The organism is Mycobacterium sp. UM_11, from assembly GCF_001414075.1.
GTDB lineage: Bacteria > Actinomycetota > Actinomycetes > Mycobacteriales > Mycobacteriaceae > Mycobacterium.
Map to the genome: position 1 here is coordinate 16,991 of NZ_LATC01000052.1, position 17,598 is coordinate 34,588.

13 protein-coding genes are annotated in these 17,598 nt (G+C 68.5%); 5 read left to right on the plus strand and 8 right to left on the minus strand.

The window, feature by feature from the left end:
* Nucleotides 1-2,166 carry an acyl-CoA dehydrogenase gene (locus WU80_RS14540; RefSeq protein WP_055403341.1) on the minus strand — a complete coding sequence of 722 codons (2,166 nt, stop codon included), beginning with the start codon at nt 2,164-2,166 and terminating at the stop codon, nt 1-3.
* A 109-nt stretch (nt 2,167-2,275) separates the two neighbouring features.
* Entirely contained in the window at nt 2,276-3,034 is a 759-nt protein-coding gene (locus WU80_RS14545) for an SDR family NAD(P)-dependent oxidoreductase (RefSeq protein WP_055403340.1), read from the minus strand.
* A 120-nt stretch (nt 3,035-3,154) separates the two neighbouring features.
* Here WU80_RS14545 and WU80_RS14550 point away from each other — a divergent pair, with 120 nt between their 5' ends.
* The 4 genes from WU80_RS14550 to WU80_RS14565 are packed head-to-tail and all read left to right on the plus strand — an operon-like array spanning nt 3,155 to nt 9,199.
* Nucleotides 3,155-4,687 (plus strand): ATP-dependent DNA ligase, encoded by a 1,533-nt coding sequence (locus WU80_RS14550; protein ID WP_055403357.1) that lies wholly within the window; start codon nt 3,155-3,157, stop codon nt 4,685-4,687.
* A 42-nt stretch (nt 4,688-4,729) separates the two neighbouring features.
* Nucleotides 4,730-6,994, plus strand: a complete 2,265-nt coding sequence (locus WU80_RS14555; RefSeq protein ID WP_055403339.1) for a carbon starvation CstA family protein — start codon at nt 4,730-4,732, stop codon at nt 6,992-6,994.
* Nucleotides 6,995-7,003: 9 nt separating this feature from the next.
* On the plus strand, nt 7,004-8,527 hold the full coding sequence (locus WU80_RS14560) for an Hsp70 family protein (protein ID WP_055403338.1): 1,524 nt from the start codon (nt 7,004-7,006) through the stop codon (nt 8,525-8,527).
* Between the two features lie 6 nt (nt 8,528-8,533).
* Complete coding sequence (locus tag WU80_RS14565; protein ID WP_369808536.1) at nt 8,534-9,199, plus strand: nitroreductase family protein; 666 nt, start codon at nt 8,534-8,536, stop codon at nt 9,197-9,199.
* An 11-nt stretch (nt 9,200-9,210) separates the two neighbouring features.
* On the opposite strand, the gene WU80_RS14570 is transcribed toward WU80_RS14565, so the two are convergent.
* Nucleotides 9,211-9,675 (minus strand): cyclic nucleotide-binding domain-containing protein, encoded by a 465-nt coding sequence (locus WU80_RS14570; protein WP_055403337.1) that lies wholly within the window; start codon nt 9,673-9,675, stop codon nt 9,211-9,213.
* Nucleotides 9,676-9,864: 189 nt separating this feature from the next.
* Here WU80_RS14570 and WU80_RS14575 point away from each other — a divergent pair, with 189 nt between their 5' ends.
* On the plus strand, nt 9,865-10,695 hold the full coding sequence (locus tag WU80_RS14575) for an oxidoreductase (RefSeq protein WP_055403336.1): 831 nt from the start codon (nt 9,865-9,867) through the stop codon (nt 10,693-10,695).
* Here WU80_RS14575 and WU80_RS14580 read toward each other — a convergent pair.
* From WU80_RS14580 to WU80_RS14600, 5 genes are all read right to left on the minus strand, one after another.
* Entirely contained in the window at nt 10,679-12,214 is a 1,536-nt protein-coding gene (locus WU80_RS14580; protein ID WP_055403335.1) for an AMP-binding protein, read from the minus strand. The genes WU80_RS14575 and WU80_RS14580 overlap by 17 nt on opposite strands.
* Nucleotides 12,215-12,217: 3 nt before the next feature.
* Nucleotides 12,218-13,732: an aldehyde dehydrogenase gene (locus WU80_RS14585; protein ID WP_055403334.1), complete on the minus strand. Its 1,515-nt coding sequence runs from the start codon at nt 13,730-13,732 to the stop codon at nt 12,218-12,220.
* Nucleotides 13,733-13,881: 149 nt separating this feature from the next.
* Entirely contained in the window at nt 13,882-14,988 is a 1,107-nt protein-coding gene (locus WU80_RS14590; protein ID WP_055403333.1) for an NDMA-dependent alcohol dehydrogenase, read from the minus strand.
* Nucleotides 14,985-16,256, minus strand: coding sequence for a cytochrome P450 (locus WU80_RS14595; RefSeq protein ID WP_055403332.1), 1,272 nt, complete (start codon nt 16,254-16,256; stop codon nt 14,985-14,987). Before WU80_RS14595 ends, WU80_RS14590 begins: the two co-directional genes overlap by 4 nt.
* A gap of 136 nt (nt 16,257-16,392) precedes the next feature.
* The coding region (locus WU80_RS14600) for a sensor histidine kinase KdpD (RefSeq protein ID WP_082462575.1) at nt 16,393-17,598 on the minus strand (1,206 nt) is incomplete at its 5' end.

Sequence of the window (17,598 nt, forward strand, 5' to 3'; positions counted from 1 at the left end):
CTAGTTGATCAGCGGGTCGCGCGGCATGCCGAGAATCCGCTCGGCGATCTGGTTGCGGGTGACCTCCGAGGTGCCCCCCGCGATCGCCATGCCACGGGCTCCCATCGTCAGCCGGCCGACCACCGCGGCGGGGCCGTCCATCAGCGCGACCTCCGGCCCCGACAGCGCCGCCCAGATCGCGGCGCCGTCCACCATGTGCTCGGCCAGCTTGAGCTTGGTGATGTTGCCCTCCGGACCGGGCCCCGCCCCCTCGACGCTGCGCGCGGCGCGCCGCAGGTTCAGCAGTCGCAGGGCGTGATCGTCGGCGAGGAAGGACCCGATCCGAATCGGCGCCCCGGCCAAGCGATCTGACTGCTGCGAAGCGAGCTGCACCAGCGTGGCCGCCAGGCCCTCGTAGAACGATCCGCTGCCGCCGATGCTGACCCGCTCGTTGCCCAGGGTCGCGCGGGCGACGGTCCACCCGGAGTTGGGCGCGCCGACGACGTCCTCGTCGGGGACGAACACGTCGTTGAAGAACACCTCGTTGAATTCCGAGCCGCCGGTGATCTGCCGCAACGGCCGCACCTCGACGCCCGGTCCCTTCATGTCGATGATCACGGTCGTGATGCCGGCGTGCTTGGGGGCATCCGGGTCGGTGCGCACGGTGGCCAGGCCGCGTGCGCAGTATTGCGCCCCGCTGGTCCACACCTTCTGCCCGTTGATCTTCCAGCCGCCGTCGACCCGAACGGCGCGGGTCTTGACCGACGCCGCGTCGGAGCCGGCCTCGGGTTCGGAGAACAGCTGGCACCAGATCTCTTCCTGGCGGAGCGCCTTCTCCACGAATCTTTCGATCTGCCAATCGGTTCCGTGCTGGATCAGGGTCAAGATCACCCAGCCGGTGATGGAGTAGTCGGGCCGCTTGATGCCGGCCGCGCGGAACTCCTCCTCGATGACCAACTGCTCCACCGCGTCGGCGGCCCGACCCCAGGGCTTGGGCCAGTGCGGCATGACGTAGCCCGTCTCGATCAGTTTGTCCCGTTGCGCCTCTTTGTCCAGCTTGGCGATCTCGGCGGCGTCGGCGTGGATGCGGGTGCGCAGTTCCTCCGCCTCGGGCGGCAGGTCCAAACTGTTCTCCCGCTTGGCGCCGGCGGCGGTGCGCTCGAAGACATCCCGGGCCGGCGCGTCACCGCCGAACAACGCCGCGATCACCAGCGCGCGGCGCAGGTGCAGATGAGCGTCGTGCTCCCAGGTGAAACCGATGCCGCCGTGCACCTGGATGTTCAGCTCGGCGTTGCGCGCATAGGCGGGAAACGCCAGGGCCGCCGCCACCCCGGCGACCAGTTGGAACTGGTCCTCGTCCTCGCTCGCCGCGCGCGAGGCATCCCACACCGCGGCGATCGCCGACTCGGCGGACACCAGCATGTTCGCGCAATGATGCTTGACCGCTTGGAAAGTCGCGATGGTCCGGCCGAACTGCTGGCGCACCTTGGCGTAGTCCACGGCGGCCTCCACGCAGTCCGCGGCGCCGCCCACCGCCTCGGCGGCCAGCAGCGTGCGGGCCCGGGCCAGCGCCGCGGCCCGGGCGCCGGTCAGGATGTCGTCGGCGCCGACGTCCACGTTTTCGAGTCGGACGCGACCGGACCGCCGGGTCGGGTCGAAGTTGTCCGGCACCTGCACCGTCACGCCGGCGCGGCCGCGCTCCAGCACGAGCACGTCCTCGCCCGCGGCGACCAGCAGCAACTCGGCCAGCCCGGCGCCCAGCACGATCCCGGCGTCGCCGTCGGCGACCCCGTTCTTGAGCTGCACATTGCCGTCCAGGCCGATCCCCGCGGTGACGGTCCCGTCGATCAACCCGGGCAGCAGGCGCGACTTCTGTTCGGCGCTACCGTCTTTGGCGAGCACCGCCGAGGCGATCACGGTCGGCACGAACGGGCCCGGCGCCACGGCGCGGCCGAGTTCTTCCACCACCACCACGAGTTCGGGCAGGCCGAAGCCGGAGCCGCCGTGCTCCTCGTCGATGTGCAGGCCCAGCCACCCCAGTTCGACGAGGTTCTGCCAGAACGGCGGCCGGGATTCCTCGGCGGCGTCGAGCAGGGACCGCGCCGCCCAACGGGCCTTCTGCGAGGTCAGGAACGCGCGGGCGACATCGGCGAGTTCGCGGTGGTCGTCGGTCAGTGCGATACCCATGAGGGGCCCTCCTCGCTACCGGCTGGGTAGCCTGCCCCGCTTCGAGGGGAAGCGGGGCGGCTGCCTAAAGAGTGTACTTAATGCGAGGCGGGCGGCTTGTGGGGGTGGCCTACTTGGGCGCGAACCGCTGGCCGGCGTCCAGCCGCAGGCACTGGCCGTTGAGCATCGGGTTGTCCACGATGGCCGCCGCCAGCTTCGCGTACTCGATCGGCCGGCCGAGGCGCTTGGGGAAGGCCGCGTCCTTGGTGAGCGCCGACGCGAATTCGTCCGGGATGCCCTGGGTCAGCCCCGTGGCGAACAGGCTCGGCGCGATCGCCAGCACCCGGATGCCCAGCGAGCCCAGGTCGCGCGCCATGGTCAGGCACATGCCCGCGACGCCCGCCTTGGCGGCGGTGTAGGCGACCTGCCCGATCTGGCCCTCGAAGGCCGCGATCGAGGCGGTGTTGATGATGACGCCGCGCTCCTCGTCCTCGGGCTCGTTCTTGGCCATGTGGGCGGCGGCCAGCCGGCTGATGTTGAAGGTGGCGATCAGGTTGAGGTCGATGACGGATTGGAAGGATTCGAGGTCGTGCGGGCCGGATTTGGTCATCGTCCGCTTGGCGATGCCGCCGCCGGCGGTGGTGATGATGACGTGCAGGCCGCCCAGCTTGTCGACGGCGGTCTGCAGCGTCTCCTCGGTGCCGGTGAAGTCGGTGACGTCAACCGGGTAGAACGCGCCCTTGACGCCCTCGGCGACCGTCTTGCCGTCGGAGCCCTCGCGGTCGAGGATCGCGACCTGCGCCCCGCGCTCGGCCAGCAGCTCCGCCGAGGCGCGACCCATCCCCGACGCGCCGCCGATGACGACGACCTTCTTTCCGTTGATCTCCATCCGGGCCTCTCCTTGTGGGTTGTCAGATTCCTAGCAATCTGTAACGTTAGGTAGCACGCTAGCGTGTCCGCCCCCGAGGGTTGACCCCGCCTTGTCGGTGAGCCGTGACAAGCTGATTTGGTGCTCCTTGTCGACGTGGCGACGACGTCGCTTGACGTGGGCGGGACGTCGTCGCGGCTGAGCAAGGTCGCCCACATCGCCGACCTGTTGCGCCGCGCCGCCGACGACCCCGACGGCGGCGTCGCAATCGTGGTCTCCTGGCTCTCCGGTGAGCTGCGGCAGCGCCAGATCGGGGTCGGCTGGGCGTCGTTGCGGTCCCGCCCGGCACCGGCGCCGCATCCGACGTTGACCGTTACCGGGGTGGACGCCCGCTTCTTCCAGATCGGGGCGGTGTCGGGCAAAGGGTCGCAGGCCCGGCGCGCCGAGCTGATCGCCGACCTGTTCGCCGCCGCGACGGAAGCCGAGCAGGCGTTTCTGCTGCGGCTGCTCGGCGGGGAGCTACGCCAGGGGGCGCTGGCCGGGATCATGGCCGACGCGGTGGCCAAGGCCGCCGGCATCCCGGTCGCGTCGGTGCAACGGGCCGCGATGCTGGGCGGGGACCTGCCCGCCGTCGCGGCGGCGGCCTTGGGTACCGGGGCGCCGGGCCTGGAGGCGTTCACCCTGCGGGTCGGCCGGCCGGTCGGGCCGATGCTGGCGCAGACCGCCACCGGGGTGGCCGACGCGCTCGAGAGGCACGGCGGGACAACGATTTTCGAGGCGAAGCTGGACGGCGCCCGGGTGCAGATCCACCGGTCCGGCGACGAGGTCACCGTCTACACGCGCAGCCTCGACGACGTCACCGCCCGCCTGCCCGAGGTGGTAGAGGCGACGCTGGCGCTGCCGGTGCGCGACCTCATCGCCGACGGCGAGGCGATCGCGCTGCGGCCCGACAACTCACCACACCGCTTCCAGGTCACCGCGTCGCGGTTCGGCCGATCGGTCGATGTGGCCAAAGCCCGTGCGGCGCAGCCGCTCTCGGTGTTCTTCTTCGACATCCTGCATCGCGACGGCGTCGACCTGCTCGACGCGCCGACCACCGAGCGGCTGGCGGACCTGGACGCGCTGGTGCCAGCCGCGCAGCGGGTGGATCGGCTGCTCACCGCGGACCCGGAGACGGCGGCCGGATTCCTGGACGCGACGCTGGCCGCCGGCCACGAGGGCGTCCTGGCCAAGGCGCCGGACGCGCCGTACCAGGCGGGCCGCCGCGGCGCGGGCTGGCTGAAGGTCAAGCCCGTGCACACCCTGGACCTGGTGGTGCTCGCCGTCGAGTGGGGATCGGGGCGCCGAAGCGGCAAGCTGTCCAACATCCACCTCGGGGCGCGCGACCCGGCCACCGGTGAATTCGTCATGGTGGGAAAGACTTTCAAGGGCATGACCGACGCCATGCTGGACTGGCAGACCGCGCGGTTCAGCGAACTCGCCGTCGATGGGACGGACTCCTACGTCGTGCGGCTGCGGCCCGAGCAGGTGGTCGAGATCGCGCTGGACGGGGTCCAGAAATCCTCGCGCTATCCCGGCGGTGTCGCGCTGCGGTTCGCCCGGGTGGTGCGCTACCGCGACGACAAAAGCCCGGCCGAGGCCGACACCATCGATGCCGTGCGCGCGCTGTATTGACAAAGCACGCGCAATTCGTTTCCCGGGCGTAGGGTTTCGGCCGTGGCAGTCAAGGAGCAGGACAAAGACGTCAGCTACATCCACACCGACAACGACCTGCCGCCCGTCGCGATCGTCGACCGCTCCCCCATCACCGCCCGGCACAAGATCGTGTTCGGGGTCATCGCCGTGCTCGGCGCCGTCGCGTGGGCCAGCATCGCGTTCGCCCGCGGCGAGACGGTGAACGCGGTCTGGTTCGTGGTCGCGGCGATCTGCACCTACATCATCGGCTACCGGTTCTACGCCCGGCTGATCGAAATGAAGATCGTTCGCCCGCGCGACGATCACGCCACCCCGGCCGAGGTGCTCGACGACGGCACCGACTACGTGCCCACCGACCGGCGCGTGCTGTTCGGGCATCATTTCGCCGCCATCGCCGGAGCCGGGCCGCTGGTCGGCCCGGTGCTGGCCACCCAGATGGGTTACCTGCCGGGCAGCATCTGGATCATCCTCGGCGCGGTGTTCGGCGGCTGCGTGCAGGACTACCTGGTGCTGTGGATCTCCACCCGCCGCCGGGGCCGTTCCCTGGGCCAGATGGCCCGCGACGAGCTGGGCGCGGTGGGCGGGGCGGCCGCCCTGCTCGGGGTCCTGGTGATCATGGTGATCCTGATCGCGGTGCTGGCCCTGATCGTGGTCAAGGCGTTGGCCGAAAGCCCCTGGGGCGTGTTCTCCATCGCCATGACCATTCCCATCGCCCTGTTCATGGGGATCTACCTGCGGTTCCTGCGCCCCGGGCGGGTGTCGGAGGTCTCGGTGATCGGGTTCGCGCTGCTGCTGGCCGCGGTGGCGTCCGGCAACTGGGTCGCCGAAACACCTTGGGGCGCATCCTGGTTCACGCTGTCCCCGGTGACGTTGTGCTGGTGCCTGATCGTCTACGGTTTCGCCGCATCGGTGTTGCCGGTGTGGTTGCTGCTGGCGCCGCGCGACTACCTGTCCACGTTCATGAAAGTCGGCGCCATCGCGCTGCTCGCGGTCGGCATCTGCATCGCGCGGCCGGTCATGCAGGCGCCCGCGATCTCGCAGTTCGCCACCAAGGGCAACGGTCCGGTGTTCGCCGGCTCGCTGTTCCCGTTCCTGTTCATCACCATCGCGTGCGGCGCCCTGTCGGGATTCCACTCGCTGATCTCGTCCGGGACGACGCCCAAGCTGCTGGAGAAGGAAGGCCAGATGCGGCTGATCGGCTACGGCGGCATGATCACCGAGTCGTTCGTCGCCGTCATGGCGCTGATCACCGCGTCGATCATCAACCAGCATCTCTACTTCACGATCAACGCGCCGGCCGCGCAGACCGGCGCCACCGCGGCCCGCGCCGCGGACTACGTCAACTCACTCGGACTGCACGGCCCCCCGGCCACCGCCGACCAGATCGGCCAGGCCGCCGCCAGCGTCGGCGAAAAGTCGATCGTGTCGCGCACCGGCGGGGCCCCGACACTCGCCTGGGGAATGTCCGAGGTGCTGCAGCGGGTGTTCGGCGGCGCCGGGCTGAAGTCCTTCTGGTATCACTTCGCGATCATGTTCGAGGCGCTGTTCATCCTGACCACCCTCGACGCGGGCACCCGGGTCAACCGCTTCATGCTGTCCGACACGCTGGGCAACCTGGGCGGCCCGCTGACCAAGCTGCGCAACCCGAGTTGGCGGCCCGGCGTGTGGATCTGCAGCCTGGCGGTCGTCGCCGCCTGGGGCAGCACCCTGCTGATGGGCGTGACCGATCCGCTGGGCGGCATCAACACGCTGTTCCCGCTGTTCGGTATCGCCAACCAGCTCCTGGCCGGCATCGCGCTGACCGTCATCACCGTGGTGGTGATCAAGAAGGGGCTGCTGAGATGGGCGTGGATTCCCGGGGTTCCGCTGCTGTGGGACCTGGCGGTCACGCTGACCGCGTCCTGGCAGAAGATCTTCTCCGGGGATCCCGCGGTCGGCTACTGGACTCAACACGCCCAGTACTCGGCGGCGCAGCGGGCCGGCAAGACCGCGTTCGGCGCGGCCAAGAATCCCCATCAGCTGGACGAGGTCATCAGGAACACCTTCATCCAGGGCACCCTGTCCATCGTCTTTGCGCTGGTGGTTCTCATCGTCTTCGTCGCGGGAGTTGTGGTCGCGGCCAGGGCAATTCGTGGCGGCGGGCGTCCGCTGACCGAGGAGGACCCGGTGCCCTCGAAGCGGTTCGCGCCCTCGGGCCTGGTCCCCACGGCCGCCGAACGCGCGTTGCAGAGACGATGGGACGCGCCGGGCGAAAAGGTCGTGTCGAACTCCCCGGCACGGTCCTAAACTTGCGCGATGAGAGTCGGCATCGACTTTGGCACCACACACACCGTCGTTGCGGCCGTCGACCGAGGCAACTATCCCGTCATCTCGTTTGACGGCGTCGACGCGTGGCCGTCGATCGTCGCGGCCAACGCGGCCGGGGAGTTGCGGTTCGGCGCGCAGGCCGCCGCCGTCCGCCACGACCCGGCGTGGTCGGTGTTGCGCTCGTTCAAACGTCTGCTCAACGACGCCGGGCCGCAGACCGAGGTGGCCCTCGCCGGCCGCCGCCATCGGCTGGCCGACCTGCTCGCCGGTTTTCTGGCCCAGCTGAAAAGCGACCTGCTGCGCCGCTCCAACGCCAGCCTCACCGCCACCGAATCGATCGAGGCCGCCATCAGCGTGCCGGCCAACGCCTCGAGCGCCCAACGCCTGCTGACACTGGACGCCTTCGTCGCGGCGGGATTCGACGTCGTGGCCCTGCTCAACGAGCCGTCGGCGGCGAGCCTGGAGTACGCGCATCGGTACCGCTCCACCATCACCGCCAAACGGGAGTACGTCCTCATCTACGACCTGGGCGGGGGCACCTTCGACGCCTCGCTGCTCAAGATGACCGGGCACGCGAACGAGGTCGTCATCAGCGAGGGCATTCAGCGCCTCGGCGGCGACGACTTCGACGAAGCGATCGCGGACCTGGTCCTGGCGCGCTCGCAGCTGACCGGGGTCGGCGCCGCGGGCCGCGAGTTGCTGCGGGAGGAGTGCGCCGCCCGCAAGGAGGCCGTCGGGCCACAGACCCGCCGCTTCCTGGTGGACCTCACCGGGGTCGACGGCACCGACCGACCCCCGTTTTCCTGCCCGGTCGACGACGTCTATGCGGTGTGCGCGCCGCTCGTCGACAAGACCATGGAGCTGCTCGGGCGCGTGCTGCACACCCCGGGCGGGGGCGACGTGACGTGGTCGGAGGTCGCCGGCATCTACGTCGTCGGCGGAGCCGGCAGCTTCCCGCTGGTATCGCGGATGCTGCGCACCGCCTTCGGCGACAAGCGGGTGAAACGCTCGCCGCATCCGTTCGCGGCCACCGCGATCGGCCTGGCGGTGTTCCTCGACAAGGAGTCCGATTTCGCACTGTCCGAACGCTTCTCGCGCAACTTCGGGGTCTTCCGCGAGGCCGAGGCCGGCGCCGGCGTCGTTTTCGACCCGATCGTCTGCAAGGACGTGTCCCTGCCGTCCGACGGGCGCACCCCGCTGGTGGTGAAGCGCAGCTACCGCGCGGCGCACAACATCGGCCACTTCCGGTTCGTGGAATGCAGCCGCCTGGTCAACGGCCGGCCGGACGGCGACGTGACGCCCTACGATCCGGTCCTCTTCCCCTTCGATCCGGCGCTGCGCGATCGCGACGACCTCGGGCGCCAGCCGGTCGGCCGCTGGCGGGACGGGCCCGACGTGGAGGAGCGTTACGTCATCGCCCCCAGCGGCGCGGTGGAGGTCACCCTGACGACGCAGCCGGCCGGTTTCGAGCGCACCTTCCGCCTTCAGCGGCGCGCGTCCGCGAGCGCGTGACGCGCCGTGGAGCTGTACGACGTCATGCGAACGACTTTCGCGGCGCGCGAATTCACCGACGACCCGGTGCCCGACGAGGTCCTGGGCCGCATCTTCGACAACGCGCGCTTCGCCCCCAGCGGGGGCAACCGGCAGGGCGCCCACGTCACCGTGGTGCGCGACGCGGACGCCCGTCGTCGGCTCGCCGAGCTGGGAAAGGCAGCTGCCCGCCGCTACTTCGCGCAGCTGCAGGCGGGCGAAAACCCCTGGAACTCAGTGCATCCCAGCGAGGTGCCGCAGCAGGCCATCGACCAGACGGACATTCCGGACACGTTCGTCGCGCCGATCGCCAATGCGCCCGTCGTCCTTGTGGTTTCGGTCGACCTGACCGTCGTCGCCGCCATCGATCAGGATCTGGATCGGGTCGGCCTGGCCGGCGGCGCATCGGTATACCCGCTCATCTGGAACATCCTGCTGGCCGCCCGCGACGAGGGGTACGGCGGCACCATCACGACGATGGCCATCGCGGCCGAGGAGCGAGTCCGTGAATTGCTGGGCATCCCGGATCAGCACGCGGTCGTCGCGGTCGTGCCGCTCGGCAAACCCGTGCAGCAGCTTAGGAAGCTGCGCCGCCGCCCGGTCGCGGAGTTCGTCACCCGCGACCGCTTCGACGGTCCGGCATTCGAGGGCTAACGGGTCGGTCCCTATGCGATGACATCGGCATAGATGTCCAGGAGCCGGAACCTTGCCGCGTCGAGATACTCTCCCAGAATCGCGATCACCCGCTTCTGCAGCTCGTATCCCAGTTCGTGGTCCTCTTCGCACTTGCCGCGCAGGCAGTTGCCGTCGAAACCGATGGCGCGCGTCGCTACGACGGCGCGGGCGTCGAACCGCGAGTTGTACGGCGGCACCAACCACGACCAGCCGAGGATGTCTCCGGCTTCGAGTGTCTGAACCGTCAAGCCGCCACGTCCCGGGACCGGGGTTTCGAGCGCGATCCTGCCGGCGCGGATGAGGTAGAAGTGATCAGCGGGATAGCCCTCGCGGAAGATCAACTCGCCCGCGGCGAAGCGCAGGTTTGCCGCACAGCCAACCGCCCACTGCAAATAGCGCGGGTCCATCCCGCCGAAGAACGGGTGTCTGGACAGAACGCCTTCTAGCGTCCTCACTGCCTGTTTCCTTTACCGGAGCCAATCAACTGCTTAAGAAGGACGATAGTTGCCTGCCGGGCGCCTGACCACCCCCGTACGATGTTTCGTGATCCCCGCGATTTCCCGACGAGGGATGTAGTCGACGCGCCATAGTCTGACAACACATTTCACGGTGCTGGTGCCGTCTCGGCGAGAGGAACTACGCCCATGGCCACGTGGCTCATCACCGGCTGCTCGACCGGACTCGGTCGCGCGCTGGCCCAAGCGGTCATCGGCTCCGGGCACAACGCGGTGGTCACCGCCCGCGACGCCGCGAAGGTCGCCGATCTCGTGGACGCGGCCCCGGACCGGGCGCTGGCCGTCACCCTTGACGTCACCGACCCGGCGCACGTCGCCTCGGCCGTGCGGCAAGCCGACGACCGGTTCGGCGGCGTCGACGTGCTCGTCAACAACGCGGGCTACGGCTACCGCGCCGCGATCGAGGAGGGTGACGACGCCGAGGTGCGCACCCTGTTCGACACGCACTTCTTCGGTTCCGTCGCGATGATCAAGGCCGTCCTGCCCGGCATGCGGGCGCGCCGCAGCGGCGCGATCGTCAACATCTCCTCGATCGGCGCAACGGTGACCCCGGTGGGGTCCGGCTACTACGCGGCGGCCAAGGCCGCGATCGAGGGCATGAGCGGCGCCCTGCGCGGTGAGCTTGCGCCACTGGGCATTTCGGTGACCGTCGTCGAGCCCGGTGCGTTCCGCACCGATTTCGCCGGCCGATCGCTCATCCAGTCGGCCACCGTCATCGACGACTACGCCGACACCGCCGGAAAGCGCCGCAAGGAAAACGACACGATGCACGGCAACCAGGCCGGCGACCCCGCCAAGGCCGCCGCCGCGATCATCGCGGCCGTCGAATCCGCCGAGCCCCCCGGCTTTTTGCTGCTCGGCCCCGACGCGCTAGCCCTCTATCGCCACGTCGCGGACGCGCGGGCGACCGAGATCGCGAACTGGGAAGAGCTGACCAGCGGCACTAACTTCGGGCCGTAACCGCTTGCAGTAGCTTGTTTTTGGCGAGTTTGCCGGTGGGTGTCCGGGGCAGGTAGTCGACGAAGTCGACCGATCGGGGCGCCTTGTAGTGGGCGATCCGGTCGCGGACATAGTCGATGAGATCCTGTGCCAACGCATCCGTTCCGCTCACCTCGGGCGCCAACTGCACGAGAGCTTTGACCTCTTCGCCCATCTCGGGGTGTGGGACGCCGATGACCGCGACATCGAGCACCGCGGGGTGCAGCGCCAGAGCGTTCTCCACTTCCTGTGGGTAGATGTTGACGCCGCCCGAGATGATCATGAACGACTTTCGGTCGGTCAGATACAGGAAGCCATCGCTGTCCAAGTAGCCGAGGTCGCCGACCGTCGTCCAGAACGGGTGTTCCGGATGGCAGGCGGCGGCGGTCTTTTCGGCATCGTTGTGGTACTCGAAGGGTAAATGATCGCGTTCGAAGTACACGGTGCCGACGGCACCGACGGGTAGCTCGGTTCCGTCATCGCCGCAGATGTGCAGCACGCCGAGCACGCTTCGCCCCACCGAACCCGCATGGGTGAGCCACTGCTCGGAGTCGATGAACGTCAGGCCGTGCGCCTCGGTGGAACCGTAGAACTCGTAGATGATCGGGCCGAGCCACTCGATCATCGCCCGTTTGACCTCGACGGGGCAGGGCGCGGCGGAGTGCATGAGCATCCGCAGGCTCGACAGGTCATAGCGGCGGCGCGTGCCCTCATCCAGTTTGAGGAGCCGGATGAACATGGTGGGAACCAGCTGCGCGACGGTGACCCGGTATTGCTCGATGTAGCGCAGGGTGGCTTCGGGGTCGAATTTCTTGGCCAGCACCACGGTTCCGCCCAGTGCCTGCACCATGCCACACCAGCGCAGGGGCGCGGCGTGGTAGACGGGCGCCGGCGACAGGTAGACGTCGGTTGCTGCTATTCCGTAGAAGTGGCGGGCCATCGCTACGATCGGATCGCCCGGTTCGTGGACAAGCCGCTCGGGTAGCGGGGGCTTGACCCCCTTGGGAAATCCCGTGGTGCCGGAGGAGTACAACATGACGGCGCCGGATGGTTCCTGGCGCAGGCGCGGACCGGCCCCGGCGAGCGCCGTTTCGTAGCAGTCGAAACCGGCAACATCGCCACCGAAGGCCAGCCGCAGCGCGGGTTCTTCGACCTGCGCGGCGACTTCGGTTGACAGGTCGGCCAGCGCAGCCGACACGATGAGCGCGCGTGCACCCGAGTCACGCACGATGTAGGCGGCCTCCCGCGCCGTCAGGTGGTGATTGACCGCGGTGATGTAGAGGCCCGCCCGTTGCGTCGCCCAGTACACCTCGAAGACCTCGGCGGTGTTGTCCGAGAGCAGTGCGACGACGTCGCCACGGCGAACCCCGGCGTCGTACAGCACCCGCGCCAGCGCAGCGGAGTTGTCATCGAGTTGCCGGTAGGTCAACACTTGTCCGGACTCCGCCAGAATGACCGCAGGGCGCTCAGCCGCGTTTTCTGCGTGGGTACCCGGATACATCGGTTAGTCCGCGCCGGCCGAAACGACAACGGGATAGACCCGTTTGGCGCGGTCGTTCGTCATATCGATGTGGACAAACTTCTGCTCGGTGTACTCGTCGAGCGCGCGCGGCCCGAGCTCGCGCCCCAGACCGCTCTGCTTCACACCGCCGAACGGGAACATCGCGTTGACCATGTGCCAGTCGTTGATCCACACCGTACCCGATTCCAACTCGCGGGCGATCGCTAATGCGCGTTCGTTGTCTGTGCTCCACACGCCTGCGGACAATCCGTACTCGCTGTCGTTGGCGATCGCGACGGCCTCGGCGTCGTCGGTGTACTTGATCACGACCAGCACCGGCCCGAAGATCTCCTCGCGCGCCACCCGCATGTCGTTGGTCGCACCGGTCAAGATGGTCGGAGCGACCCAATGACCATCGGCGAGCCCGGCGTCGGCGGGGATCGTGCCTTGGAACGCGACCTTGCATCCCGCCTCTTGCCCGAGCGCGATGTACTTTTCCACGCGCGCTTTCTGTTTGGCGGATATCAGCGGCCCGATGTCGGTGGCCGGGTCCATCGGATCACCCACCACAAGGGTTGATGCCCGGGCGACCAGGCGTCGCACGAATTCGTCGTGAATTGATGCATGCAGCAACAGCCGGGTTCCCGACTCGCAAGCCTGTCCACACATCAGCAAGAATCCGAACAGCGTTCCGTCGACCGCCAAATTTAGATCCGCGTCGTCGCAGACGATGTTGGCTCCCTTGCCGCCCAACTCGAGGGTCACCTTCTTGACGTTGTCGGCGGCGGCGCGCATCACGGTCTTACCGACCTCGGTTGAGCCGGTGAAGGCCACCTTGCGAACGTCGGGATGTTGGGCAAGGCGGGCTCCGACGACCGGGCCGGGGCCGGTTACAACGTTCAGCACTCCCGCCGGCAGCCCCACTTCATCTGCCGCCCTGGCCAGTTCGAGCAATGTCAGCGGAGTCTGGTCGTCGGGCTTCAGCACCACCGTGTTGCCCGCCGCCAGCGCCGGGCCCAGCTTCCACACCGCCAGCAGCAAGGGGAAGTTCCACGGCACGATGCCGGCGCAGACGCCCACCGGCTCGCGGCGAAGCACGCCTGCGGCCAGCGTGGGCGCTTCGATCAACGGTCCGGTTTCCTCGAAGGCATACGACCGCGCCAGCGAGGCGAAGTATTTCAGGTGGGCGATCGAGTAGCCCAGCAGAAAAGCGCCCGCGGACCGCACGGTGGCGCCGTTTTCGCGTACCTGCACGGCGGTCAACTCGTCGAACCGTGCGGCGAGGTTGTCGGCGATCGCATCGAGGATTCGGGCGCGCTCTGCCGGGGGCGTCAGCCGCCAGGTACCGGAAGCATGTGCCGCCTTTGCCGCCGCGACGGCCTCGTCGGCCATGATGGCATCGCCACAGGCGACGGTCGCGACCAGCCCGTTGGTCGCGGGATCACGCACCTCCAGCCTGCTGGACGTGTCGCGCCACCGCCCGTCGATGTACATCGCATAGTGCGGAATACCAGTCATGCCGGCCTCACTCTTGTCATTGGATTCGTCTGCGCCATCGTGCGAAACTCCGCCATCGGTCGGCGGCGTGGTGCGCGGCGCTGACCCCGGCCGGGATGCCCAGCGGCGCAACAAGAATGACAGCGATGGTGATGAGACTCATGAACGGTTCAGAACCGGATCAGCCCGCGCAGATTTACACCGGCGTGCAAGTCAGCGTAGCCCGTGTTGATCTCGTCCAGGGTGTACTCGCGGGTGACGAGCTCGTCGAGCTTCAGCCGGCCGGCACCGTAAAGATCGAGCATCCGCGGTATGTCGTGCCGGGGATTGGAGGAGCCGAAAAGTGATCCGCGAACCTGCTTTTCGTACAGTGTCAAGTCGAACAGCGACATGGCGACGGACGTGTCGGTGGGGTGCGGGATCGCGGTCATCACCACCCTGCCGCGCTTGCCGACGAGGCTCAGGGCTTGCGCCACATAGCTTCCTTCGGCCGAGTCGGTGCTGACCACGCAGACGTCGGCCATCTGGCCGCGTGTCAGGTCAGCGATCAGGGCATGGGCCTCCTCGACCGTCGCCGCGGTGTGGGTGGCGCCGAACTCCTGGGAGCGGCACCGTTTGTACTCCACGGGGTCGAGGGCGACGATCACGCGTGCGCCCGCGATCCGGGCACCTTGCACCGCGTTCATGCCGATCCCGCCGACACCCATGACCACCACGGTGTCGCCGTCCCGCGCTTCGCCGGTGCGCACCATGCTGCCGTAGCCGGTGGTGACTCCGCAGCCGACCAGGGCGGCGGTGTCCAGCGCGGTGGACGGGTCAACCTTGATCACCGAGGCCAGTGGCACCACCGTGTATTCGGAGAACGTCCCCAGCACGCACATCTGGCCCAGCCCTTGGCCTTTCGCGTGGAACCGGAAGGTGCCGTCGAGCTGCGGCCCGGCGATGATGGCGGCGCCGAGCACACACAGGTTGCTCATGCCGCGCGAACAGGGCTCGCAGCGCCCGCACGCCGGGATGAAGCTCAGCGCCACGGAATCGCCCGGGGCGACTTCGGTGACGCCCGGGCCGACATCGACGACGACGCCGGCGCCCTCGTGGCCGCCGATGACCGGCAACTGCATCGGCATGTCGCCGGTGATCAGGTGATCATCGGAATGGCACAGTCCGGCGGCGGCCATCTTGACCAGGACCTCGTTCTCCTTGGGACCGTCGAGGTCGACCTCTTCGACCTCCCACTTCTGGTGCAGTCCCCACAGCACCGCCGCTTTGGTTTTCATCGTTCCGGCGTCCAGGTCGCGGGCAGGCTGTTGACGCCGTTGATGAAGTTGGCCAGGGCGTAATGAGGTTCTGGTGCCGAGATGTCCGGGATACGCGTGTAAACCTCGGTCAGCAAGGCCTTGAGCATCGTGCGGGCCAGCGCCGCACCCAGACAGAAGTGGGGCCCACCGCCACCGAAGGCGATGTGCGGGTTGGGGTTTCGCAGGATGTTGAACGAATGCGGATCCTCGAAGACGTCCTCGTCGCGGTTGCCCGAGTAGTACCACAGAACTACCTTGTCGCCGGCCTTGATCTCCGAACCGCGCACGGTGATGTCCTGGGTGGCGGTGCGGCGCATGTGGAGCAACGGCGAGCCCCAGCGCAGGACTTCCTCGACGGCGGTGCCGACGCGGCCCTCGACGTCCTCGACGAGCAGGGCGCGCTGGTCGGGGAATTTCGAAAGAGCGGCGATGGCGTGGGCGGAGGCATGCCGCGTGGTGTCGTTGGACGCGACGCCCATCAACACGAAGAACGCCTTCAGCTCGTCGTCGGTCATCTTCTTGCCGTCGAACTCCGCCTGCACCATCCAGGTCATCAGGTCGTCACCGGGGTTGGCCCGCCGCTGGGGGATCAATACCGTTGCCACTTCGTGCAGGTCCATCACGGCGCCCATGAACAGTTCGAGTTCGCTCTGCTCGCCGCGGATGTTCGGGTCGGTCCAGCCAACTAGGCGCTGGGCGGCGCTGACGGCCTTGTCGCGCAGCTCGCCGTCCGGCAGCCCGAAGAAGCTACCGAAGATCCGGCCCGGCAGCTTCACCGACACGAGTTGGACGAAGTCCCCCTCACCGAGATGCGCCATCTCGCTGACCAGGTCGTGGGCGTGGCCCCGGATCCAGCCTTCCAGCCGACGCACGTTCTTGGGCTTGAACGCCTCCGTCGTGATGCCGCGCAACTGGGTGTGCCGCGGCGCGTCCATGGCGATGAACGACTGCGCGATCTCCACCGCCTCGGGGGCAAAGTCCTCCATCGTGATGCCCTGCGCGGAGGAGAAGATCTCCGGGTGGCGGCTGGCCATCCGGATGTCCTCTTGTTTGGTCAGCGACCAGAATCCCCTGGTGTTGAGCTCGGGGGGCAGCAGGTCGGACTCCGCGGGGCGGCTCCACGGCACGGGATTCTCCGCGCGCAGCACGGCGAAGGCGGCGTCGCGCGACTCCGGGGGTTTCGCCCAAAACTCGCGGGCGCTCAGATCGATGTCCTTGTGGGTGGGCGCGGTGGTAGGTGCGGTCATCAGGGGCCCTTTCTGGCGGTGTGCAGTGGTGCACGTCACCGCGGCATCGCCCCCATGTTGGTCAGCGCGACGGCAGGGCGGCACAGACTCACGTGCCAATCACTGGCCTGCGCGGGCCAGCGCGTGGAACCGGCGATCAGTCGATCGGTGCGCGAAAGGTGGCGACCAGGCCGCCGCCGTCGCGCGCGGTGAAGTCGACGCGGCCCCCCATGGCCTCGGCGATCTGCTGCACAATCCACAGGCCGAGCCCGGCGGTGCCACGTTGGCCGCCAACGCTGACGTACTTGGTCGTCAGCTCGCCAAGGCTTTCGGCCGGGATACCGGGCCCCCGGTCAGCCACCGTGCAGACCAACTCCCCGCCTTCTCGCACGCACGCGACGTCGACTGGCTCGCCGCGGCCGTGCCGGGAGGCGTTCTCCAGCAGGTTGGTCAGCAGCCGGCGCAGCCCCTGGGCGTTGACGGCCACGGAGTTCACGTCACCGCCGACGCTCAGTCGCAGCCGGGGCGCGCCAAGGCCGACGGCGTCGGCCGCGGCGACGACGAGGTCGGCCACGTCGACACGGCGGATCCGCCCCGCCGAGAACGTGGGGCGGCGACTCAGCGCGACGTCGGACAGCGCGTCGAGCATGTCGGCCAGGTGGTGCACGTGCCGGGCCACCAGCCGAAGACTGGTGTCCCTGTCGGCCTGCGACATCCGCTGCGCCGAAGTCAGTGCCTCGGTCAGCGCCTCCAAAGATCTGACGGGAGTGCGAAATTCGTGCACCAGAACCTGGAGGCCATCCTGTTGCGACTGGTAGGACCGCAGCAGGCGCGCCCGTAGGTCGCGCTCCTCTTCGGCGGCGGCGTGTTCGGCCTCGGCCTCAACCAGGGCCCGCAGCCGGGAGCTGTGTTCGCGTTCGGCGAGCGCCGACAGACCCGCGGTGATGACCGCGACGAAGATCAGAAACACCGCCGACCAGCCCGCCTGGAGCGCCGGGGCCGCGGTGACCGGAAGTCCCGGCGACGAGACCAGCGCGACCGGGATATAGATGGCGCCCAAAAGCACTGCGATCAAGAGGGTTTCACGAAACGACAGCCGTGCCGCCGAGGCGATCACCGCCAGCGCCAACACCGGGACCACCGGGCTGTACACCCCTCCGCTCAAGGCGATGAGCGCCAGCGTGAACGCCGAGTCGAAGCCGGTGACCAGCCATGAATACCGGGTTCTCCGGACCTCGAGCTGCGGATAGGCCATCACGACGGCCGCGTAGACCATCGCGGCGCCCAACACGGCCAGGGTGGCCGCCGTGTGCTGCCGGAGCCACTGGGGTCCGATCGCCAGCAGCACGCCGAGCGATACGAC

Coding starts and splice junctions, on each gene's coding strand:
- WU80_RS14545 (WP_055403340.1), bottom strand. CDS start 3,034: ATGGAGATCAACGGAAAGAAGGTCGTCGTCATCGGCGGCGCGTCGGGG.
- WU80_RS14585 (WP_055403334.1), bottom strand. CDS start 13,732: ATGACTGGTATTCCGCACTATGCGATGTACATCGACGGGCGGTGGCGC.
- WU80_RS14590 (WP_055403333.1), bottom strand. CDS start 14,988: ATGAAAACCAAAGCGGCGGTGCTGTGGGGACTGCACCAGAAGTGGGAG.
- WU80_RS14595 (WP_055403332.1), bottom strand. CDS start 16,256: ATGACCGCACCTACCACCGCGCCCACCCACAAGGACATCGATCTGAGC.
- WU80_RS14575 (WP_055403336.1), top strand. CDS start 9,865: ATGGCCACGTGGCTCATCACCGGCTGCTCGACCGGACTCGGTCGCGCG.
- WU80_RS14540 (WP_055403341.1), bottom strand. CDS start 2,166: ATGGGTATCGCACTGACCGACGACCACCGCGAACTCGCCGATGTCGCC.
- WU80_RS14560 (WP_055403338.1), top strand. CDS start 7,004: ATGAGAGTCGGCATCGACTTTGGCACCACACACACCGTCGTTGCGGCC.
- WU80_RS14580 (WP_055403335.1), bottom strand. CDS start 12,214: ATGTATCCGGGTACCCACGCAGAAAACGCGGCTGAGCGCCCTGCGGTC.